Origin of the sequence: Novosphingobium subterraneum (genome assembly GCF_000807925.1) — a bacterium.
In the GTDB taxonomy this organism is placed as follows: Bacteria; Pseudomonadota; Alphaproteobacteria; order Sphingomonadales; family Sphingomonadaceae; genus Novosphingobium; species Novosphingobium subterraneum.
On sequence record NZ_JRVC01000001.1, the window covers coordinates 242,365 to 264,081 of the forward strand.

General features: G+C 64.8%; 23 protein-coding genes. 21 read left to right on the forward strand and 2 right to left on the reverse strand.

Going from position 1 to position 21,717, the window contains the following annotated elements; all coding sequences use genetic code 11:
• The first annotated feature begins 1 nt into the window (after position 1).
• Genes cobN through cobJ form a run of 5 tightly spaced genes read left to right on the forward strand, consistent with a single transcriptional unit; the run spans position 2 to position 6,540 of the window.
• Positions 2-3,280, forward strand: a complete 3,279-nt coding sequence (gene cobN / locus NJ75_RS01170) for a cobaltochelatase subunit CobN (RefSeq protein WP_039330627.1) — start codon at positions 2-4, stop codon at positions 3,278-3,280.
• Positions 3,277-4,404 (forward strand): cobalamin biosynthesis protein CobG, encoded by a 1,128-nt coding sequence (locus NJ75_RS01175; RefSeq protein WP_039330629.1) that lies wholly within the window; start codon positions 3,277-3,279, stop codon positions 4,402-4,404. The genes cobN and NJ75_RS01175 overlap by 4 nt, the downstream gene beginning before the upstream one ends.
• Positions 4,404-5,033, forward strand: a complete 630-nt coding sequence (locus tag NJ75_RS01180) for a precorrin-8X methylmutase (protein ID WP_039330631.1) — start codon at positions 4,404-4,406, stop codon at positions 5,031-5,033. The genes NJ75_RS01175 and NJ75_RS01180 overlap by 1 nt, the downstream gene beginning before the upstream one ends.
• Entirely contained in the window at positions 5,030-5,767 is a 738-nt protein-coding gene (gene cobI / locus NJ75_RS01185; protein WP_039330633.1) for a precorrin-2 C(20)-methyltransferase, read from the forward strand. Before NJ75_RS01180 ends, cobI begins: the two co-directional genes overlap by 4 nt.
• Positions 5,764-6,540, forward strand: coding sequence for a precorrin-3B C(17)-methyltransferase (gene cobJ / locus NJ75_RS01190; protein WP_039330635.1), 777 nt, complete (start codon positions 5,764-5,766; stop codon positions 6,538-6,540). Before cobI ends, cobJ begins: the two co-directional genes overlap by 4 nt.
• On the opposite strand, the gene NJ75_RS01195 is transcribed toward cobJ, so the two are convergent.
• On the reverse strand, positions 6,504-7,265 hold the full coding sequence (locus NJ75_RS01195; protein ID WP_039330637.1) for a cobalt-precorrin-6A reductase: 762 nt from the start codon (positions 7,263-7,265) through the stop codon (positions 6,504-6,506). The two genes, cobJ and NJ75_RS01195, sit on opposite strands and share 37 nt — an antisense overlap.
• Here NJ75_RS01195 and NJ75_RS01200 point away from each other — a divergent pair.
• The 16 genes from NJ75_RS01200 to cobU are packed head-to-tail and all read left to right on the forward strand — an operon-like array spanning position 7,264 to position 20,290.
• Positions 7,264-8,472 (forward strand): bifunctional cobalt-precorrin-7 (C(5))-methyltransferase/cobalt-precorrin-6B (C(15))-methyltransferase, encoded by a 1,209-nt coding sequence (locus NJ75_RS01200; RefSeq protein WP_039330640.1) that lies wholly within the window; start codon positions 7,264-7,266, stop codon positions 8,470-8,472. The two genes, NJ75_RS01195 and NJ75_RS01200, sit on opposite strands and share 2 nt — an antisense overlap.
• Positions 8,469-8,834 carry a cobalamin biosynthesis protein gene (locus tag NJ75_RS01205; RefSeq protein ID WP_039330641.1) on the forward strand — a complete coding sequence of 122 codons (366 nt, stop codon included), beginning with the start codon at positions 8,469-8,471 and terminating at the stop codon, positions 8,832-8,834. The genes NJ75_RS01200 and NJ75_RS01205 overlap by 4 nt, the downstream gene beginning before the upstream one ends.
• Positions 8,831-9,616, forward strand: a complete 786-nt coding sequence (cobM, locus tag NJ75_RS01210) for a precorrin-4 C(11)-methyltransferase (protein ID WP_039330643.1) — start codon at positions 8,831-8,833, stop codon at positions 9,614-9,616. Before NJ75_RS01205 ends, cobM begins: the two co-directional genes overlap by 4 nt.
• The gene (locus NJ75_RS01215) at positions 9,613-10,926 is read left to right on the forward strand and encodes a cobyrinate a,c-diamide synthase (protein WP_039330645.1); all 1,314 of its coding nucleotides are present in this window, start codon (positions 9,613-9,615) and stop codon (positions 10,924-10,926) included. Before cobM ends, NJ75_RS01215 begins: the two co-directional genes overlap by 4 nt.
• Positions 10,827-11,645, forward strand: coding sequence for a uroporphyrinogen-III C-methyltransferase (gene cobA, locus NJ75_RS01220; protein WP_230962559.1), 819 nt, complete (start codon positions 10,827-10,829; stop codon positions 11,643-11,645). Before NJ75_RS01215 ends, cobA begins: the two co-directional genes overlap by 100 nt.
• A complete protein-coding gene (cobF, locus tag NJ75_RS01225; protein ID WP_039330650.1) occupies positions 11,642-12,406 on the forward strand; it encodes a precorrin-6A synthase (deacetylating) in 765 nt (254 codons plus the stop codon). The genes cobA and cobF overlap by 4 nt, the downstream gene beginning before the upstream one ends.
• Entirely contained in the window at positions 12,396-13,022 is a 627-nt protein-coding gene (cobO, locus tag NJ75_RS01230) for a cob(I)yrinic acid a,c-diamide adenosyltransferase (RefSeq protein WP_039330652.1), read from the forward strand. Before cobF ends, cobO begins: the two co-directional genes overlap by 11 nt.
• Entirely contained in the window at positions 13,019-13,666 is a 648-nt protein-coding gene (bluB, locus tag NJ75_RS01235) for a 5,6-dimethylbenzimidazole synthase (RefSeq protein WP_081095568.1), read from the forward strand. Before cobO ends, bluB begins: the two co-directional genes overlap by 4 nt.
• 25 nt (positions 13,667-13,691) lie before the next feature.
• Positions 13,692-14,099: a DUF1636 domain-containing protein gene (locus NJ75_RS01240; RefSeq protein ID WP_039330657.1), complete on the forward strand. Its 408-nt coding sequence runs from the start codon at positions 13,692-13,694 to the stop codon at positions 14,097-14,099.
• Positions 14,096-15,112: a nicotinate-nucleotide--dimethylbenzimidazole phosphoribosyltransferase gene (gene cobT, locus NJ75_RS01245; RefSeq protein WP_039330659.1), complete on the forward strand. Its 1,017-nt coding sequence runs from the start codon at positions 14,096-14,098 to the stop codon at positions 15,110-15,112. The genes NJ75_RS01240 and cobT overlap by 4 nt, the downstream gene beginning before the upstream one ends.
• Complete coding sequence (locus tag NJ75_RS01250) at positions 15,109-15,678, forward strand: histidine phosphatase family protein (RefSeq protein WP_039330661.1); 570 nt, start codon at positions 15,109-15,111, stop codon at positions 15,676-15,678. The genes cobT and NJ75_RS01250 overlap by 4 nt, the downstream gene beginning before the upstream one ends.
• 13 nt (positions 15,679-15,691) lie before the next feature.
• Entirely contained in the window at positions 15,692-16,408 is a 717-nt protein-coding gene (gene cobS, locus NJ75_RS01255; RefSeq protein ID WP_039330663.1) for an adenosylcobinamide-GDP ribazoletransferase, read from the forward strand.
• On the forward strand, positions 16,405-17,394 hold the full coding sequence (locus NJ75_RS01260; RefSeq protein ID WP_039330665.1) for a threonine-phosphate decarboxylase: 990 nt from the start codon (positions 16,405-16,407) through the stop codon (positions 17,392-17,394). The genes cobS and NJ75_RS01260 overlap by 4 nt, the downstream gene beginning before the upstream one ends.
• Positions 17,387-18,340, forward strand: a complete 954-nt coding sequence (cbiB, locus tag NJ75_RS01265; RefSeq protein WP_039330667.1) for an adenosylcobinamide-phosphate synthase CbiB — start codon at positions 17,387-17,389, stop codon at positions 18,338-18,340. Before NJ75_RS01260 ends, cbiB begins: the two co-directional genes overlap by 8 nt.
• Positions 18,328-19,791 (forward strand): cobyric acid synthase, encoded by a 1,464-nt coding sequence (locus tag NJ75_RS01270; RefSeq protein WP_039330669.1) that lies wholly within the window; start codon positions 18,328-18,330, stop codon positions 19,789-19,791. The genes cbiB and NJ75_RS01270 overlap by 13 nt, the downstream gene beginning before the upstream one ends.
• Positions 19,784-20,290, forward strand: coding sequence for a bifunctional adenosylcobinamide kinase/adenosylcobinamide-phosphate guanylyltransferase (gene cobU, locus NJ75_RS01275; protein ID WP_039330671.1), 507 nt, complete (start codon positions 19,784-19,786; stop codon positions 20,288-20,290). The genes NJ75_RS01270 and cobU overlap by 8 nt, the downstream gene beginning before the upstream one ends.
• A gap of 359 nt (positions 20,291-20,649) precedes the next feature.
• On the opposite strand, the gene NJ75_RS01280 is transcribed toward cobU, so the two are convergent.
• Positions 20,650-21,660: a site-specific integrase gene (locus NJ75_RS01280; RefSeq protein WP_230960947.1), complete on the reverse strand. Its 1,011-nt coding sequence runs from the start codon at positions 21,658-21,660 to the stop codon at positions 20,650-20,652.
• Positions 21,661-21,717: the final 57 nt, after the last annotated feature.

A 21,717-nucleotide genomic window follows, 5' to 3' on the forward strand; every position in this document is an offset into this window, starting at 1 on the left:
CGTGCACGTCATCTTTCGCGAAACGCATGGGATGGAGGAAACGGCCATCCCACAGGATCTGGGGCAGGAGCCTGCGGATCTTGTCGTCCTGTCCTTCTCGGACAGCGATCTTGGTGCGTTCGCGGAAGGCTGGCGCCAGGCGCAAGCGGCGGATCCGGCATTTCCTTCGTTGCGGCTCGCCAATCTTGCCGCGCTGATCCACCCTTTGTCGGTCGACACCTATATCGAAAAGACATTGGCCGGGGCAAAGGCCGTGCTGATCCGGCTGATCGGCGGCACGCCCTATTGGAGCTACGGCCTTCAACAGGTCGAGACCCTCGCCCGATCGCGCGGGATTGCGCTTGCTGTCCTGCCTGCCGATGGTCGGCCGGATTGGCACCTCGACAGTGTCTCCACGCTTCCTGCCGCCACGCTGGCCAAGCTTTGCCAGTTGTGTGACGAGGGCGGCGCGGCAGCGGCGCGCGCGGCCCTGGCCGCTCTCGCGCACGCCGCAGGGCTTGGCGTCAGCACTGTGACGCAATGCACGGCTTTGCCGGCAACTGGCGGATGGCACCCCTCCTGCGGGATCATCGATCCTGCCAGCTTCAGGCCCAATGCGGATCGGCCGCTGATCCTGATCGTCTTCTACCGTGCGTACCTCGCCGCACACGACCTGCACCCGATCGCCGCGCTTCATTCCGCGCTTGAACAACGCGGCTTTGACGCGCTCTCGATCTTCGTCCCCTCGCTCAAGCCCCCTGAGGTCAGGGCACAGGTGGATCGCTGGGTGCGTTCGCTGGCGCCTGCAGCCATCGTCAATGCCACGGCTTTTTCAGCGCGGGGCGAGGATGGCGGAACGCCGCTCGACGGGGGGGGCGTTCCGGTCTTCCAGATCGCGCTTGCCACCGCACCGCGCGCAGGATGGGCGCGCACATCGCGTGGCCTCTCGCCGGCTGACCTTGCCATGCATGTCGTACTCCCCGAGATTGACGGGCGCATCTTTGCAGGCGTGTCGAGCTTCAAGGAAGCGGGCGAACGCGATCCGGCACTCGGCTTCGCTCCCTATTCGCACCGCGGCGATGACAACCGGATCGCAGCGGTCGCCGACCGCGTGGCGCGCTGGATCGGGCTGGCCCGCAAGCCGGCATGCGAACGCCGCGTCGCCCTGATCCTGTCGACCTACCCCGGCAAGGCCTACCAGATGGCGCACGCCGTGGGTCTTGACGCGCTGGCCTCAGTCGATGCGATTGTCGCCGATCTGGCAGAGGCCGGGTACAAGGTCAGCCGCCCCACCGATCTTGCCAGGCAGCTGGCGACCGAGCATCTGGTCTGGCCTTTGAATGCCTATCGCACTGCCATGTCCGCCCTGCCCGAGACGCTGCGGCAGGACCTTGCCTCGGCATGGGGAGAGCCGGAAGACGATCCGCTGGCTGTCGATGGGGCATTTCGCTTCCCGGCGCTCACGCTCGGCCAGGTGCTGGTGGCGCTTCAGCCCGAGCGGGGCGAGCCTATCAGTCGCGATGCAGACTATCACGACCTCTCGCGCTGCCCGCGGCACGCCTATGTCGCCTTCTACCTGTGGCTGGGCCAGCAGGGTACGGATGCGCTGGTCCATGTTGGCGCGCATGGTACGCTGGAATGGCTGCCGGGGAAGGCTGTAGCGCTGTCTGACGCTTGCTGGCCCGAAGCGCTGACACAAGCGATGCCGGTCATCTATCCCTTCATCGTCAACGATCCGGGCGAGGCAGCGCAGGCCAAGCGCCGCATCGGTGCTGTCACCATCGGCCATGTGCCGCCGCCGCTCGTCCCGACCGGAAGCGGCGCCGGGCTGGGCCGGATCGAGGCTTTGCTGGACGAATTCTCCAATGCCGACGGGCTGGACCCTGCCCGCCGGGACCGTCTGCAGAAATCCATCCGCGAGGAAGCTGCCGCGCTGGGGCTGGAGGCAGAGCTCGGCCTTGATACCGCCACCACTCTGGTCGAAGCGATCACCCGGATCGATCGCTTCGTCTGCGATGTGAAAGCCAGCCAGTTCGGTGACGGTCTCCACGTTTTCGGCCGCGGTGAACAGGGCGCGGCAGAGCGGAACGGGCTTCTGGCTGGGCTGGACGGCCGATGGATCGCTCCCGGACCATCTGGCTCGCCCCATCGCGGACGAACCGATGTGCTGCCGACGGGACGCAACCTCTACACGATCGATCCGCGCGCAGTACCTTCGCGCGCAGCGCATGCACAGGGCGTCGTGCTCGCCGAGGAGCTGCTCCGCCGCCATCTGCAGGATCACGGCGACTACCCGCGTGGCCTTGTGGTGGATCTGTGGGGTTCGGCCACCATGCGCACGGCTGGTGAAGAGTTTGCGATGGCGCTGCACCTTCTGGGGGCAAAGCCGATGTGGGACATGGCTTCAGAGCGCGTGACGGGGGTTGAGATTCTCCCACTCGCCATGCTCGACCGCCCTCGCCTCGATGTAACGCTGCGCGTTTCGGGCCTGTTTCGTGATGCCTTTCCCACCCTGCCCGCCTTGTTCGGTCAGGCCGTCCGGGCGCTGTGCACCAGGGACGAACCCGCCGACTGGAACCCTTTCGTTGCCTTGGCCCCAGCGCCGCGCGTCTATGGTCCGCGTCCGGGCCGGTATGGACTCGGGATCGGAGACGCGGCCGAAACCTATACCGATGATGCCCGGCGTGCGGCGGGCGAAGCATGGCTGGCAGCCTCCGACCACGCGCTGGATAGCGTTTCCGATTCCAGCACGGGAAGCGAGGCTGACCCCGATGGCATCCGTCTGCGAGTGGCCAGCGCGGACGCCTTCGTCCACCTGCAGGACCTGCCTGAAACCGACCTCTTGCTGGCCGCGGACTATGCCGGGCACGAGGCAGGCTTTGCCGCAGCCCAGGCGATTGTCGGAGGCAAGGCCGCACTCTATCATCTCGACAATCGGGACCCGAACAACCCGGCGGCCCGCACGCTGACCGAAGAAATTGCCCGCGTGGTCCGTGCCCGAGCCGCCAATCCAGGCTGGATCGCAGGAATGATGCGCCACGGCTTTCGTGGGGGCGCGGAACTGGCCGCGACGCTGGACCATCTTGGCGCTTTCGCACATCTTTCCGGCAGCGTGCCGCCGCAGCTGATCGACCTTTATCACGAGGCAACGCTCGGCCAGTCCGAAGTTCGCGCCTTCCTCGAACGCGAAAATCCCGATGCACTGGCGGCGATGGAAGCGCGCTTTGCCGCGCTGCATGCCGCGGGCCTCTGGCGCACCCGGCGAAATTCCATCCTGGCCAGCCTGCGGGAGGCACCATGACCGGATTTGCCGTCAAGGGCTGGTGCCCGGACGCATGGCACCCGATGATATCCGGCGACGGCCTACTGGTGCGGGTCAAACCCCGGCTCGGGCGGCTGACACGGGAGCAGGCGCTGGCCCTTTGCGATGCGGCCGCCACCTGCGGCAGCGGGCTGATCGACCTGACGCGGCGCGCCAATCTGCAGATTCGCGGCGTTGCCCAAGATCGCTGGCCCTTGCTGATCCAAAGGCTGATTGCGCTGGAATTAGTGCAGCCCGAGCCTGCACTCGAAGCGCGGCGCAACGTCCTTGTCGCGCCCGACTGGCAGGAGAACGACGACACCCACCGCATCGCCAACGCCCTGCTGGCCCGGATAGGCGAATGGCCCGATCTTCCCGGCAAGGTCGGGTTCGTCATCGATGCCGGCCCTGCCGCTGTGCTGACCGGCGCATCCGGCGATTTCCGTGTCGAACGCGGCACGGACGGCAGCCTCATCCTTCGCGCCGATGGTTGCCTCACCGGATCAAGCCTGTCTCCAGGCACGGAAGCGGACGCCCTGATCGCTCTCGCTCACTGGTTCGCCGCGAGCGGCGCCGCCGCAGCCGGGCGCATGGCCCGTTGGGATGCGGAACTTCCCGCATGGGCAAAAGGTGCGATCGCGCCTGCAATGGCTGAACCGGGCCATGTGCTTGGCACCGGACATCATCCATCGATCGCGCTGGCGTTCGGGCTGATAGAGGCTTCGGAGCTCGCCATCCTGCTCGAATCCGGTTCTGCTTCTGGACTGCGAACAACACCGTGGCGGCGGCTGTTGATCGAGGGGGCGGCGGCTGCCCGGACCCACCCGTCCACCGGCGCTAAACCTGATCCGCTGCCCCATGTGGAAGCCTGCCCGGGCGCACCATTGTGCGCACAGGCGACGGTTGAAACCCGTGCGCTTGCGCGCCGACTTGCGCCCTATGTCTCGGGACGGCTGCACGTTTCGGGTTGTGCCAAAGGCTGCGCCTGCTCGCAGGTGGCCGATGTCACGCTGACCGGACGCAACGGCAGGTTCGATCTGGTCCTTGCTGGCAAAGCCGGATCGCCTCCGTCCCGCTCCGGCTTGAGCGCCAGCGAAATCCTCGCGCATTTTGGAGCCGTCTGATGCCCCATGTCTATGAAACCGACGGGGCAGCGATCTATCGCCAGTCGTTTGCCACGATCCGCGCCGAAGCCGATCTCTCCCCTTTCGCGCCAGGCGAAGAGCAGGTGGCAGTGCGGATGATCCATGCGGCCGGGATGGTCGGACTTGCAGCGCATATCCGGTTCTCGTCGGGATTTGCCGATGCGGCACGCGCTGCGCTGGCCGGCGGCGCGCCGATACTGTGCGATGCGCGGATGGTGTCTGAAGGGATCACCCGCGCCCGGCTTCCCGGGAGCAACGCAATCATCTGCACGCTGCAAGATCCTGCGGTGCCTGACCTTGCACGCAAGATCGGCAACACCCGATCCGCTGCCGCGCTGGAACTGTGGCGGCCCATTCTGGCGGGTGCGGTCGTGGCGATCGGCAATGCACCAACCGCGCTGTTTCATCTGCTGAACATGCTGGAAGACCCCGCCTGCCCACGCCCTGCGGCGATCATCGGCTGTCCGGTGGGCTTCGTGGGAGCAGCTGAATCCAAGGCTGCCCTCTGGGCCGCTCCTCCTGCACCCTGCTGCGTCGTCGAGGGCCGCCTTGGCGGCAGTGCCATCACCGTGGCGGCCATCAACGCGCTGGCGAGTACGGCCGAATGAACGCCGGCACGAACATCGGCACCATTCACGGTGTCGGGCTTGGTCCGGGTGCGGCAGACCTGCTGAGCGTGCGCGCCGACCGGCTTGTACGCACGGCGCACCACGTCGCCTATTTCCGCAAGGCTGGGCGGCCCGGCCAGGCAAGGCGCATCGTGGAAGGGATGCTCCGCGCTGACGTGATCGAGTTTCCGATGGAATATCCGGTAACCACCGAAATCCCGGTATCCGATCCTCGCTACAATGCCTGCCTGTCGGCGTTCTACACGCACTGTTCGGAGCGGCTTGCAGCGATTTCGCAGCAGGGTGAGGACGTCGTCGTGCTGTGTGAGGGCGACCCGTTCTTCTACGGCTCCTTCATGCACCTCCATGCCCGCCTTTCAGGCCGCATACCGGTGGAAGTCGTCCCTGGCATCACGGGCATGTCTGGCGCCTGGACCGCGACGGACCTGCCGATCACCTGGGGCGATGATGTGATGACCGTGGTCATGGCCACGCTGCCGGAAGCCGAGCTTGCCCGCCGGATCCGCGAGACTGACGCGCTGGTGGTGATGAAGATCGGTCGGAACCTGCCCAAGCTTCGCCGCGCCGTGGCAGCCGCCGGGCGCATGGATGCGGCATGGCTGGTCGAACACGCAGCGATGCCCGGACAGCGCGTCACCATGCTGGCCGAGGCTGAGGCGGTGACCCCCTATTTCTCGATCCTGCTGATCCATGGTCAGGGGAGGCGACCATGACCGGGGAAAAGGACAAGGGTTGGCTAGCAATCGCCGGTCTGGGACCAGGAGACGAGGCACTCGTCACACCCGAAGTCACCGCCGCGCTGGCCGGGGCTACGGACGTGATCGGGTACATTCCCTATGTCGCCCGGATAGCTGCACGCGAAGGCCTGACGCTTCACCCCTCGGACAACCGGGTGGAGCTCGACCGCGCCGCTCTGGCGCTCGATCTTGCGGCGCAGGGCCGCAGGGTCGTTGTCGTATCGTCAGGTGATCCGGGGGTGTTCGCGATGGCCTCGGCGGTATTCGAAGCGCTTGAGGCAGGTCCTTCCCGCTGGCGGACGCTGGATATCAGGGTGCTGCCGGGCATCACCGCCATGCTGGCCGCCAGTGCACGGGCCGGGGCACCGCTGGGTCACGATTTTTGCGCGATCAATCTTTCCGACAACCTGAAACCCTGGGCCATGATCGAAAAGCGGCTGCGGCTGGCCGTGGAGGCGGACTTTGCCTTGGCGCTTTACAACCCCCGCTCGAAGGCACGTCCCGAAGGCTTCGCCCGTGCGCTGGCCTTATTGAAGGAGCTGTGCGGCGATGATCGCCCGATGCTGTTTGCCCGCGCCGTCACAACGCCGCAGGAAGATCTGCGCATCGTGCCGCTGGGCAAGGCGCACGATGAAATGGCCGACATGCGCACCACGGTGATCGTGGGATCAAGCCGGACGCGGATCATCGAACGTGCGGCAGGCCCTATCCTCTATACGCCCCGGTCCGTTGCGGAAGTGGCCTCATGACCAAGCCATTCCAGCACATCTTCTGCGCGACAGACCTCGATCCGGTCACCGATCACCGGGCGGTCGATCATCACGACCGGAAGCTTGAGCTGGCGCGCAGCGACAAGCTTTGCCTCGGCGCCCGTGCCACCGGCGTTCTTGCACACAACAAGGTCGATCATGTGAGACTGCATCAGCAGCCGATCACCTTCAGCCGTAAACGGCCCGCGATCGATGACAAGGTCGTGGGAGGGCAGGCCTGGGGGCGCAGCCGGAGGGTCAACAAAGCGCAGCAGGTAGTGATGCTGCGGCTGTGCGGCAAAGGCTTCCACATGCATTCGGCCCAGCGCGAGCAGGATGCGGCGCGGCGTGCCCGCAAGTTTGGCCACCGCAGCGGCAGTGTCTCTCACGCATGTCCAGCGATCGCCCGACCCGGCCTCCCATGCGGGTCTGGTCAAGGCGATATGGGCAATCCCGGCAATCCGCGCGGCCTTTATGGCATGTGCGCTCATAGTCGCGGCAAAGGGATGCGTCGCATCGACCAGATGCGTGATGCGATGGTCTTGGAGATAGGCCACAAGCCCCGCCACCCCACCAAAGCCGCCGACGCGGATCGGCACCGGCTGTGGCCGCGGGTTGTCGGTCCTGCCCGCGTAGCTGAGTGTCGTCGCAACCTGCGCTGCCGCAAGCAGGCGCGCCAGTGCGCTCGCTTCGGTTGTTCCGCCAAGCAGGAGAACATTCGGCATGGCTGACATGGACCCTCGCGCATGGTTGACGATCATCGGCATCGGTGAAGACGGCGTGGACGGCCTGTGCTCAGCGGGCCGGGCCGCGCTGGCCAGGGCCGAACTGGTCATGGGATCGGCGCGCCATCTAGCGCTGCTTCCCGCGCTTACCTGCGCGGTCTTCAAATGGCCAGTTCCCTTTGCCGACGGCATAGCCGAACTGCTGGCGCATCGCGGGCGGCGGGTGGTCATGCTGTCATCGGGCGATCCGTTCTGGTTCGGCGCAGGCGCAAGCCTTGCGCGCCATCTCGGTCCGGCGGAATGGGTTGCGCACCCCGCGCCATCGACCTTCAGCCTTGCTGCCGCCCGGCTGGGCTGGCCGATCGAGGAAACGGCCTGCCTCGGCCTGCACGCAGCGCCGCTGGACCGCTTGTGCCCCCATATCGCACCCGCCCAGCGCGCCATTGTCCTGCTGCGCGATGGCGATGCCGTTGCCACGGCGGCGCAATATCTGACCAGCAAGGGCTTCGGCCCATCGACGCTTCATGTGATGGAAGCGCTGGGCGGCCCCCATGAACGCCTCCGCGTGACGACCGCGCAAGCCCTGCCGTTCGCAGACATTGCCCATCCCGTTGCCGTGGGCATCGCGTTCGCCGGTTCAGGCAATGTCCTGCCCGTCACATCCGGCAGACCGGATGCGTGGTTCGATCACGACGGACAGATCACCAAGGCCCCGGTGCGCGCCCTGACCCTCTCGGCCCTCGCCCCGCGTGCCGGTGAATGGCTCTGGGATATCGGCACGGGTTCTGGGTCAATCGCGATCGAATGGCTGCTGGCTCATCCCGCCAACCGGGCGACCGCGTTCGAAGCCGATCCGCTACGGGCCGGCCGCGCCCGCGCAAACGCCAAGGCTCTGGGTGTAGACCGGTTGGATGTGATCAATGCCCGGATGCCCGAAGGCCTGCCGGAAGGCCCCCATCCGCATGCTGTGTTCATCGGTGGCGGCTTGTCCGACCCGCTGCTCGATGCCCTCTGGGCCCGGCTGCCTGATGGAACGCGGCTGGTGGCGAACGCCGTGAGCCTTGAATCTGAAGCCGCTCTTACCCGTTGGCATGGCGCAAAGGGCGGCAGTCTGCTGCGGATCGAACTGGCCGATGCCGTGCCCCTTGGCCAGCGGCATGGCTGGAAGGGGCGCTATCCCGTGGTACAGTGGAGCGTCACGCTATGATCGTGGCTGGCTTCGGCTTTCGGCGCGGCGCAGGCCTCGCTTCGCTGCGGGCGGCGCTGGAACTGGCGCAGGACGGGCTGCCCCCTATAACCCATTTGGCGACCGCCATCGACAAGACGTCTGCGTTGGTACCGCTTGCAGAGGCACTGGGACTGCCGATGACCGGCATCCCATCGGCGTCCCTGTCCACCACGCCTACGCCCACCAGCTCTGCCGCCAGCCTGAAGGCACGCGCGACCGGCAGTGTCGCAGAAGCCTGCGCGCTGGTCGCCGCTGGTCCGGGCGCCCGCCTTTTGCGCACGCGCCACATCTCGCCCGATCGCATGGCCAGCTGCGCCATTGCCGAAGGATCACAGCCATGACCGTCCACTTCATCGGCGCCGGCCCCGGCGCACCCGATCTTTTGACCCTGCGAGGGCGCGACCTGATCGCCGCCAGCCCGGTCTGCCTCTATGCCGGTTCGCTGGTTCCCGTGGCTGTACTCGATCACTGTCCGCCCGGTGCCCGCATCGTCAACACCGCGCCCATGACGCTGGACGAGATCATCGCCGAGATAGCGGAGGCTGACGCCGCAGGGTGCGATGTTGCCCGCCTCCATTCGGGCGACCTGTCCGTCTGGTCGGCAATGGGCGAACAATTGCGCCGCCTGCGCGCACTGGACATTCCGTTTACGGTCACGCCGGGTGTTCCCGCCTTCTCGGCGGCAGCGGCGGCTCTGGAAGCCGAACTGACCTTGCCCGAGCTCGGCCAGTCGCTGGTACTCACGCGCACGCCAGGGCGGGCCAGCGCGATGCCGCAGAGCGAGAGCCTCGCCAATTTCGCTGTGACGGGCGCGACTCTGGCTATCCATCTATCGATCCACAACCTCGCGCGGGTCGTGGCCGATCTTGCTCCCGCCTATGGCGCGGATTGCCCCGTTGCGGTCGTCTGGCGCGCCAGCTGGCCCGACCAGCGGATCGTCCGGGCCACCCTCGACACCGTCGAAACAGCCATCGCCGGCAGCATGGAACGAACCGCGCTGATCCTTGTCGGACGGGTGCTGGGGGCGGAGGACTTCGCACAAAGCAGCCTCTACGCCCACGGCTACGACCGGCGCTTCCGCCCACAGGATGCGAGCTCGCGCTTTGCAGGAGCCGGGGAATGAGCGTTTCAGGCCTGATGATCGCCGCTCCGGCATCGGGAACGGGCAAGACTACGGTCATGCTGGGCCTGCTGCGAGCGCTGGTTGAAGACGGCGCGGTGGTCCAGCCCTTCAAGAGCGGTCCCGACTATATCGATCCCGCCTTTCACCGCGCCGCCTGCGGCCGTGCGTCGTTCAACCTCGATACTTGGGCCATGAATGGCGAGCTGATCGCTGCAATCGCGGGAGAGGCTGTTGGCGCGGACATGGTGCTTGCCGAGGCTTCGATGGGCCTTTTCGATGGTGTCGCGAGCCGGGGTGCCGTTGGCAATGGCGCCAGTGCGGACATTGCACGGACAATGGGCTGGCCGGTTGTGCTGGTGCTGGACGTGTCCGGACAAGCCCAATCCGCCGCTGCAACGGCGCTCGGTTTCAAGCATCTGGATGACACGCTGCCGTTTGCAGGCGTGATCCTGAACCGGGTGGCCAGTCCCCGCCATGAACGGCTGGTGCGCCGGGGGATGGAAGCGATAGGCATGCCTGTGCTGGGTGCCCTGCCCCGGCGCGGCGATCTCACCCTGCCAGAACGCCATCTCGGTCTGGTCCAGGCTGTCGAGCATCCCGATCTCGAGCGGGCGATATCGGACTATGCCGCATTTCTGCGTGCAAATGTCGATCTGAATGCCATCCGCCATGCCGCCAGCAGCAACAGCGCCCCGCCTCCGGCCCCCGGCCAACTGCCGCTTCCCCCTGCCCAGCGGATTGCCATCGCCCGCGATCCCGCCTTTTCCTTCGTCTATCCCCATGTGCTCGAAGGTTGGCGGCGGGCTGGCGCGGAGATCATGCCCTTCTCGCCATTGGCAAACGAGGCCCCTGCCCGCGATGCCGATCTTGTCTGGCTGCCGGGCGGCTATCCGGAATTGCACGCAGGGACCATCGCTGCAGCGACGAACTTCCTGACCGGCCTGCGCCATCACGCCAAGACCCGCCCGGTCCACGGCGAATGCGGCGGCTACATGGTTCTGGGCGAGGCCTTGGTGGACAAGTCGGGAGAACGGCATCGTATGGCCGGCCTGCTGGGGCTTGTTACCAGCTATGCACAGCGCAAGATGCATCTCGGCTATCGCCAGGCCGAACTGCTGGCACCGATAGCCGGACTGGCCAAAGGCAAAAGACTGCGCGGCCACGAGTTCCACTACTCGACGATCCTCGAGCAGACAGACGCAGCGCTGGCATGTGTAACCGATGCAGATGGCGTCGCGGTTGCCGAAACAGGCTCGTATCGCGGCCGCGTGACCGGAACCTTCTTCCACATGATCGCGAACGCATCGTGAAAGGGTTCGTATCATTTGTGGGTGCGGGCCCTGGCGATCCCGAGCTGCTGACCCTTAAAGCCGTTTCTCGTCTTGAGACAGCGCAGGTGGTCCTGTTTGATGATCTGGCTGCGGGACCGATCCTGGCCCGCGCGCGCGATGACGCTGAACTGGTAGCGGTAGGCAAGCGCGCCGGTCGGCCATCTCCAAGTCAGGCCGAAGTCAGCCGTCTTCTGGTGGACCATGCCCTGGCCGGGAAGCATGTCATCCGGCTCAAATCGGGAGATGCTGGCTTGTTCGGCCGACTCGAAGAAGAAATTGAGGCGCTTCGCCATGCGGGAATCTCGTTCGAGATCATTCCTGGCGTCAGCTCGGCGACCGCCGCAGCGGCAGCTGCCGCGATACCACTGACACGACGCGAGCACGCTAGACGCGTCCAGTTCGTAACCGGACATGGCAAGACTGGCACTTTACCCGAAGACCTCAATCTATCAGCGCTTGCCGACCCTTGTGCCACAACGGTCGTCTTCATGCCAAAGCGCACATTTCCGGCGCTTGCTGCGCAGCTTGTCGCGGCAGGACTTGCGGACGATACTGCAGCCTTGTTGGCAGAAAACATTAGCCGACCGGACCAAAGACTTACCAGAAGCACTATTGCCGGACTTGCTCGGTCACTTGCCGACGGCGGATCGGATGCAACCGCACTGGTGATCTACGGCCCCATGATGGAGGAGGCATGATCCACCTCCATCTGATCGGCATAGGCACCGGGAATCCCGACCACCTGACGCGTGCTGCAATACGCACAATCAACGCGGTCGATCTCATTCTGCTGCCCCGCAAAGGCGATGCCAAATCAGATCTCCTGGACCTGCGCCACTCCATCTGTGGCGCCGCATTGGCCTCACCGGTCCGCATGGCCGAGTTCGACATGCCCGTTCGCCGACAGGATGGCGACTACACGCAGGCCGTCGACGATTGGCACGATGCGATTGCAGCGATTTGGGCAGAGCAGATAGCAGTTCACCTTCCTGATGGTGGGCGGGTCGCGCTGCTCGTGTGGGGCGATCCGTCGCTTTACGACAGCACACTGCGTATTGCCGATCGGCTCCGGACGGCTGGGGTCGACCTAACTGTTCGCGTCGAACCCGGTATCACCAGCATTCAGGCTCTTACGGCTGCTCACGCCATCCCGCTGAACGCCTTGGCCGAACCTGTCACGATCACCACCGGCCGCAGGTTGCGCCGGGAAGGCTGGCCGCTGGGAGTGCACACGATCGTCGTCATGCTCGATTCCGGCTGCGCCTTCGAAGTCCTCGATCCTGCTGGCATCACGATCTGGTGGGGTGCCTATCTGGGCATGTCGCAAGAAGCACTGGTGCATGGGCCACTTGCCGATTCTGCGCCGCAGATTGCCGCGCGCCGCGCGGAACTGCGCGCTCGCCACGGCTGGATCATGGATGTCTACCTGATGCGAAAGGAACGAGCCGATGCCTGCTGACCGCGAAGAAGAAGCTGCAAGCGCAGATGCGCGCCATGCCGAGAAAATGCGCAAGATCCAGGCTGCGCGTAGCACCATGATGGCCACCAAGACCCGCGAGCAGGGGCTGCTGATCGTTCACACTGGCACGGGCAAGGGCAAGACAAGCGCTGCACTCGGTATGGTCGTGCGCGCAATAGGACATGGCATGAAGGTCGGGGTCGTCCAGTTCGTCAAGGGCGCGATGGCGACAGGCGAAAAGACGGTGTTCGACGCTTTCCCGGAAAATGTCGAGTTCAAGCCGATGGGTGAAGGTTTCACCTGGGATACGCAAGACCGGACACGCGATATCGCTTCGGCACGTACTGCCTGGGATGAAGTCTGCCGCATGATCGCCGATCCGGCTTACCAGATGGTGGTAGCCGACGAACTCAACATCGTCCTTCGGTATGACTACCTGCCCTTGGATGAGGTTCTTAAGGCGTTTGCCGCGAAACCCGAGATGAAACATGTCATCGTCACCGGACGCAATGCGCCCGATGCACTGATCGAGGCGGCCGATCTCGTCACCGAGATGACCATGATCAAGCACCCTTTCCGCTCGGGCGTGAAGGCGCAGGCAGGGATCGAGTTCTGAGCGATCTGCCGCCCCAGTTCGATGCCGAGTTCGCGGCTCGATTTGCGCAGCTGCTGCGCTGGCGACGCGATGTGCGGCACTTCGAAGCCCGTGCTGTCGCGGAAGAGGAGATGTGTGCGCTGCTGGAGTGTGCCTCCCTCGCGCCTTCGGTCGGGAATGCGCAGCCCTGGCGGTTCGTGCGCGTGCGTTCATCCACCCTTCGTCAGGCGCTGGCCGACCATGTCGATGCACAGAACGCACAAGCAGCGCAGCAATATGCCTGCCAAGCCCGGCAGGAACTGTATCGTTCGCTCAAGCTGCATGGCCTTCGCGAAGCCCCGGAACTGATCGTGGTGTTCTGTGATGAGCAGCCCAAAGCAGGCCATGGACTTGGCATTGTCAGTATGCCGGAGATGTTGCGCTATTCATGCGTGCTGGCGATCCACACACTCTGGCTGGCGGCAAGGCTCCGCGGCATTGGCGTCGGATGGGTATCGATCCTCGAGCCCGGTGTCATCCGCGCCTTGCTGGACGTACCCGCCGACTGGTCGCTGATTGCACTGCTGTGCTTCGGATACCCCCAGGACCCGTCCCAGACACCCGAATTGGAGCGGCGGGGCTGGCAAGCCCGGGAACCTGTGACCAACCGAGTGTTCGACCGATGACCCCCAATCTATGGAGCAAGAAATTATGTTGATCCCCGTCGAGGACGGCCCTGCCGTAGTAGCATGCAACACCTGCCGACACAGCAGCACCGCAAAGGAGGATGACGCCGGTGTGCGTGGTGGCGCGCGTATGGTCGAGGCCCTGCGCGCCGTGCAGGCACGCGATGAACGCTATTCCGGTATCGCGGTGCAGGAAATGCCCTGCTTGTTCGCCTGCAGCGAATTCTGCACGGTCCATCTTCGTGCGCCAGGCAAAGTCGGGTATGTTCTGGGCCGCTTCACTCCCGATGAAGATGCCGCCGCTGCCATCCTCGATTATGCCGTCCATTATGCGCAAAGCGAACATGGCCGGGTTCCGTTCAAGGACTGGCCGCAGGGCGTCAAAGGCCACTTCATCACCCGCACACCGCCGCCGGGCTTTGTCGCGCAATGAGCACGTTTTCTTCCGTCGATGCCTTTGATGCTGCCATTGCCGATATGCCTGCGCCAGATGAAACAGCAATGGCCAGCGCGCGCAACCGGCAGTCGCAACTGACCAAGCCGCCAGGATCCCTGGGACGGCTGGAAGAGATCGCGATCTTCATGGCCGGTTGGCAAGGCCACGAAAGACCCCGGCTGGAACGGGGGCGTGCAGTCGTGTTTGCGGGCAATCATGGCGTCACGGCACGGGGCGTGAGCGCCTTTCCTCCCGAAGTCACCCACCAGATGGTGGCCAATTTTGAAGCAGGTGGCGCTGCCATCAACGCGCTGTGTGCCGCTGCCGGGCTCGATCTTCAGGTGCTGGCGCTGGAGCTTGACCGGCCAACCGCCGATTTCACCTCAGCCCCGGCCATGACCGAAAGCGAATGCCTTGCCGCGCTGTCTTCCGGGGCCGCCATGGTCGAAGCCGGCCTTGATCTCCTTGTCCCTGGCGAGATGGGCATCGGCAACACCACGGCCGCTGCAGCCCTCTGTGCAAAGGCGCTGGGAGGCGGTGCAGGCGAATGGGTCGGCCCGGGAACGGGGCTCGATCCGGCGGGCGTGGCGCGCAAGATCGGTGTAATCGAAGCGGCACTCGTCTTCCATCAGGTTGCACCGTCAACGCCTTTCGAAACCCTGCGGCGTCTGGGCGGGAGGGAAATAGCCGCAATGGCAGGTGCAATTGTCCGTGCAAGGCAACTTCGGGTGCCGGTGCTCCTGGATGGCTTCATCTGCTGCGCTGCCATCGCGCCGATCTTTGCCGCCGAACCTGCAATTGTCGACCATTGCCTGGCAGGGCATTGTTCGGCCGAACCTGGTCACAAACGGTTGCTCGAGCGGTTCGGTCTCGCACCGCTCCTCACTCTGGGCATGCGCCTGGGCGAAGGGAGCGGCGCTGCGGTCGCGGCCCAGATCGTGCGTTCAGCTCTCGCCGCACACAACCAGATGGCCACTTTTGCCGAAGCTGGCGTGGCTGCTGGCGTATGAGCGAGTTTTTCCTGCACCTCATGCGGCATGGCGAGCCCATCCACCCCGGTCTGCTTCTCGGAAGGACCGATGCGCCTACGACGCCCGAGGGCGTCGCATCATGCGTGGCACAGGTCGAGGAACTGTCGTTCCAGTCGATTGTATGTTCCGATCTCCAGCGCTCGGCAGAGGCAGCAAGAGCTATCGCCGATCCAAGAGGGCTGCACCCGATCCTCGACTCACGGTGGCGCGAACTGGACTTCGGCGACTGGGACGGTCTGGCACCCGCTAAGGTCGACAGTGCCGCGATCAGCGCGTTCTGGGACGACCCGGACGCCAATCCGCCACCCGGTGGTGAGCGCTGGTCTGCTCTGGTTTCGCGCGTGGAAGCGGCCTTGGCCGCAATCCCGCCGCAAGACACGCTGGTCGTAACGCATGGCGGAGCAATCCGGGCTGCGCTGGCCAGCCTGTTCGGCTTCGGACAGCGGCAGGTCTGGGCGTTTGACCTTCCCTATGCCGCGCTGATCAGCCTGCGGGTCTGGCCGGGAACGCCGCGCTCAGCCCAGATCGCGGGCCTTTGGACATGAAGCGCCCGATCGCATGAAAGGCTTCCTCATCGCACTCCAGTTCCTCACCCGTTTGCCGACACCCCGGCTCACGGTTTCTGCCGAGGAATTCGCCCAGTCCATGCGCTGGTTTCCAGCTGCTGGGCTGGTGATTGGCCTTATCGTTGCCGGGGCCGCCTGGGTTGGAGCAAGGACCGATCCCTGGACCGGAGCCCTTGCCGCCTTGATCGCCTGGGTTCTCGTCACCGGAGCCCTTCACCTGGACGGTCTGGGAGATATGGCCGATGCCAGCGGCGCGGCCCACAAGGACCGCGAGCGGCTCCTGGCCGTCCTGGCAGATCCGCATGTCGGCAGCTTCGGCGTAACGGCCATCACCATGCAACTGCTGACCAAGCTCGTGCTGCTGCATGGCATGATCGAGCACAGCCAGTTTCTGGCACTGATCTGGGTGCCGGTCGCCGCGCGCATCGCGCCGCTGGCATGGACCTTGTTGCTATCGCCGTTGCACGATGGCCTTGGTGCGCGCTTTCGGGGCGCGATCAGGCCGATCGATCTGGCGCTGTGGGCCGCAGTACTTCTCGCCACCACGGTGGCGTTTCCTGCATTGCTCATTGCGGTTCCTGCTGCGGCACTATGGGGCCTGTGGATCAAGCGCGCTATTGGCGGCATCTCGGGCGATGGACACGGCGCCGGAATTGAACTGATCGAGGCGGCGCTGCTGCTGGCGCTTGTCGTGATGGCGGCCGCATGACCCGCGATCGCTGGACATGGCACGGCGGCGGCCTCTCTGCGGCCCGCGCGCATTTCGGCGACGATGCGCGTGGTTGGATCGATTTTTCCACCGGGATCAATCCGCATGTCTGGCACGGTGCAGGGGCGGTGGAGATCGATTGGCGTGCCCTGCCAGACGAAATGGCCCTGCGCGCGCTGGAGCAAGCGGCCGCCGCCAGCTTCGGGTGTCATGCCGATCATGTCTGCGCGGTGCCAGGCACCGAAGTTGGCCTTCGCCTCGCCGGCAGGGTGCTGGGCGATGACGTCTGCCACGCCGTTCCATCCTATCGCACCCACGGCGAGATGGCGGCCTCCAGCCATCCCGTAACGCTTGGCAATCTGGCGCTGGCCGATGGATCAAGCCTGATCCTTGCCAACCCCAACAACCCGGATGGCGTCCTGCTTTCTCGGGAAGCCTTGAGCGATCTTCTGGTGCGGCGTGGTCGGAAAGGGTGGCTGGTAATCGACGAAGCCTTTGCAGACTGCCACCCCGACCACAGTTTCGCCGACCAAGTTGATGATCGGCACAGACTCCTGATCTTTCGGTCCTTCGGGAAATTCTTTGGCCTCGCCGGATTGCGGCTCGGTTTTGTGCTGGGCCCTCGTCCGATCCTGGCGAGTCTGCGTAAGCAGCTAGGTGCCTGGCCGGTCTCGGCGGCTGCGATCGCCATCGGCACCCGCGCCTATCAGGATATCGCCTGGCAGGACGCGATGCGGGAGCGCCTCATCGCCGAGGCCACCAGCTTCGATCAGCGCTTGGCCTCGTTCGGTTTGTTGGCAAGCGGCGCATGCCCACTCTTCCGGCTGATAACGACGCCGGACGCGTCACACCTGTTTGAACGTCTTGCCCGGGCTGCGATCCTCAGCCGCCCCTTCGCCGATAAACCGGATTGGTTACGCTTTGGCCTGCCCGCCAACGACGAGGCGATGGAGCGTCTCTGTGCCGTGCTCGAAGACCATGGCTGAACCGTTCGCGCTCATGGCCCTGGTGCTGGATGCTGCCATTGGCTGGCCTGGCGCGCTGTATCGCCGTGTCGGACATCCGGTCGGCCTGTTTGCCCGGATCATCAATGCCTGCGAAGGCGCATGGAACCGGCCAACTCACTCAGACGGCATACGCAAGACGCTCGGCGTCATGACCGTTCTGATACTGCTGGTGCTGACAATCGGGGCTGGACTTGGCCTTACCGCGCTCGCCCGGCACCTGCTGGGCTCATGCTGGTGGCTTGGTGCCGCAGCACTGGCCTGGCCCGCTCTGGCCCAACGCAGCCTCTACGATCATGTTCTTCCCATCGCAGTCGCACTGGAGCAGAATGATCTCGAAAGTGCGCGCCATGCCGTCTCCATGATCGTCGGGCGTGATACCGACACCCTTGATCGCGCGGGTGTGGCACGAGCTGCAATCGAAAGTCTGGCCGAAAGCTTTTGCGACGGCATCGCCGCGCCGCTGTTCTGGCTGGTTATCGGCGGCCTGCCCGGCGTCTGGGCCTACAAGGCGATCAATACGGCAGACAGCCTGATCGGCCATAAGGAAGCGCGCTGGCGCGCCTTTGGGTGGGCTGCGGCGCGCACGGACGATGTGATGAACCTGCTGCCGGCTCGGCTTGGCGGCGTCGTGGTATGTCTTGCCGGCGGCGGAGGGTGGGCCACGCTGTGGCGCGATCACCGCCGCCACGCCTCACCCAATGCAGGCTGGACCGAGGCGGCCATGGCGGGCGCGCTAGATCTCGCGCTCGCGGGACCAGTGTCCTACGATGGTGTGACCCATGCCAAGGACTGGATCGGCAGCGGGCGGCGCGATGCTGGCGCTGCTGACGTCAGGCGCGCTTTGCGCATTTATGTCCGCGCCTGCCTGTTGCTCTGGGCCATCGTGGCCGCTCTCACCTGGAAGGATATCGTATGGGCGCTCTGATGTTGCAGGGCACGGGTTCCGATGTCGGGAAATCGGTGCTGGTTGCCGGGCTGTGCCGCGCCCTTGCCAATCGCGGGCTGAGCGTTCGCCCGTTCAAGCCCCAGAACATGTCGAACAATGCTGCGGTTACCGTCGATGGCGGCGAGATCGGCCGCGCCCAGGCTTTGCAGGCTCTAGCATGCCGGGTCGAACCGCACACCGACATGAACCCGGTACTGCTCAAGCCTCAGGCCGACCACACATCGCAATTGGTCGTTCACGGCAAGGTCCGCGGCACGCTGGGCGGTGGCAATTTCCGGCACAAGCGTGGCGAACTGCTGCCCGAGGTCATGGAAAGCTGGCACCGGCTGCAGGCGCAGTGCGATGTCGTCGTGGTTGAAGGCGCCGGCTCGCCGGCGGAGATCAACCTGCGGGCAGGCGACATCGCCAACATGGGCTTTGCCCGTGCTGCCGGTGTGCCAGTCGTGCTGGTCGGCGATATCGATCGCGGCGGCGTCATTGCTGCGCTCGTTGGCACGAGGGCGGTATTGGACCCGGACGACGCGGCGATGATCCGGGGTTTTCTCATCAACAAGTTTCGCGGCGATCCGGCGCTCTTTGCCGACGGTTATCGGCAGATCGAGGCGCTTTCGGGCTGGCGAGGCTATGGCGTGGTGCCCTGGCTGCGCGCCACTGCCCATTTGCCAAGCGAAGATGCGGTCGTGCTTGAACGAACCGCACGCGAAACCGCCGGTCGCCTGAAAATCGCCTGCCCGATCATCCCCCGGATCGCCAATTTTGACGATCTCGATCCGATCAAAGCGGAAAGCTCGGTCGAACTGGTCATGGTACCGCCAGGCCAGCCCATCCCCGGTGATTGTGCGCTGATCGTCCTGCCCGGATCAAAAGCCACGATCGCTGATATGAAGGCGATGCGCGAACAAGGCTGGGACATTGATATCCTTGCGCATCATCGGCGCGGTGGAAAGGTCCTGGGCATCTGCGGCGGCTATCAGATGCTCGGCCGCCGCATCGCCGATCCGGAAGGGATCGAGGGACCACCTGAAGATATCCCCGGTCTGGGTCTGCTGGATGTCGAAACGGTCCTGACCGGAGATAAGGCGCTGCGCCAGGTTGCAGGCACTGCGCTCGATCAAGCCTTCACCGGCTTTGAAATGCACATGGGCGTGACCAGCGGTCCCGATTGCCGTCACCCCTTTGCGCTGCTCGGCGAAGGGCGGCCCGACGGCGCAACCAGTGCAGACAGGCAAGTCACGGGCACTTACGTCCACGGAGCATTTGCCAGCACGGCGCTGCGTTCAGCTCTGCTCGGCATGCTCGGCGCGCAGTCGGACGGGATCGACCATGATGCGAAGGTGGATGACGCGCTCAATGCGATCGCGGCTGAGCTTGAACATCATCTCGATGTGGATGGTTTGTTGAAACTCGCAATGGGGAAAGACGATGCGTAGCCTGTTCGTGATTGGCGGAGCGCGCTCGGGCAAGAGCCGCTATGCACAGGCCAGAGCCGAGGCGACCGGCCTGTCGCCAGTCTTCATCGCTACGGCTCAAGCTTTCGACGAGGAAATGCGCAACCGTATCGTTCGGCACCAGGCGGATCGCGGCGTGGAATGGGAAACGGTCGAGGCCCCCCTTAAACTTGCGGAAGCGATCGAGTTGCATGCCTCACCCGACCGGGTCTTGCTGGTGGACTGCCTCACGCTATGGGTGACCAATCTCCTGATCGGCGATCACGATATCCCGGCGGCAGTCCGCACACTCATTGAGACCATCACGGTTGCGCAAGGGACCCTCATACTCGTCAGCAATGAGGTCGGATTGGGCATCGTCCCGGAAAACCAGTTGGCGCGCCGGTTTCGGGATGAGGCCGGGTTTCTTCATCAACGTGTCGCGGCTTGCGCGAACGAGGTGCAGTTGCTGTGCGCTGGCTTGAATTTGCAGTTCAAATGAAAATGTCCCATTGTATTAATGGCATATTTGGAATTCAAATTGCGCGAGAGCCGGCCAGAAAGACCGCCAGAAGCTGGATCATGGCGCTGCCCATGGCGATGGTTGGCTGCCCGGTTTGGAAGGCGTTCATAACGTTGATGCGGCTTGTCGGGACATCTTTTTCCGCGACGAGAGTGCCTATCTGGTGGCGGAAAACTCTAGACCCAAGCGGTTCAAAGTTGGGTAGCAGTGCAACTTGGCGTCGGACTCTGCTCAAAATCGGTTACATTTCAGACCACCGTCACGGTGTATGTGCGCGCGGTAAGTGTCGCGGTGGCTCCCTTGGTCCTTGGGGCACCGCGTTTCAGCCTGAACCTAGGCTAGAGAAAGCTCTTGCCAGCGTGGTTCTCAAACAAAGCCGCATCTCGGACATAGCCAAGCAGCACCTCCACCTTTTTCTGTCGCGAGACCTCCTGCATTTTTGGCAGTGAAGCACCAGCCTTCGCAGCTTCGGTCAGGAATCCCGATCGAAGCGAGTGCGCCCCGACCGCAGCCGGATCGAGACCGACCTTCTCGGCGTAGCGCTGGATCAGGCGAGCAACCGAGCGATCTGACATGGGCTCCTTCGTCATCAAGCCCTGAGCATCGGTTCGATAGAAAAGGGGCCCCGCCTCCCCTCCCCTGACGCTCAGCCATTCGTTGAGGCGGGGACCGGGCTTGAGCACCTTGCCCGACGGAACTGCGATGACCTGCCCCTCCCCCTCCTGGTCGGTCTTCGAGTGCCGGATCGTCAGCTTGAGCCCTTCGCGCACGAGCTCGAGATCGGCGAGCTGCAGAGCGACCAGCTCCGAGCGCCGAAGTGCTGCTGCAAGGCCCAGCGCCATGACCGCACGGTCACGGATTGCCCTCGGGCTCGATCCTTCTGCAGCCGCAATCATCCGCGCCAGATCGGCCGCCAGAATGGCGCTCTTCTTGCGTGTCGGCCGTGCGCGCTGCTCGCGCCGAATGCCGGCGAGCGTATCGGCGATGACATCGCGGGGATCACGGTGCTGCGGCGCCACGTGCCCCGCCTGCCTGTGGTGCCAGGCAATGGCAGCAAGGTGCCGCCCGATCGTACTGTCCGCCCTCCCCGCTTGAGCCAGTGACGCCAGCCAGGTTGCAACCACCTCGGGCATCGCGGGCATGGGCTCAAGGTCGCGCGTCCAGCACCATTCTTCGAACTGCCGCCAGTCGCTGTCATAGGCGCGGACGGTGTTCGCGGCCTTGGATCGCGCCCTGTAGGAACGGGCGGCCTCGATTTCGGCGGCGAGCTGCGGAGGGATTGCCTGTCCGAGCGAGACGAGGCCCTCATCGATCGGCACCTCAACGATCAGCCCGGTGCCGTCAGCCAAAGCGCCTCTCCTTCATGCTCGATCGCGCCGCTGGTTTCTTCGGCGTTCTGCCCTTGG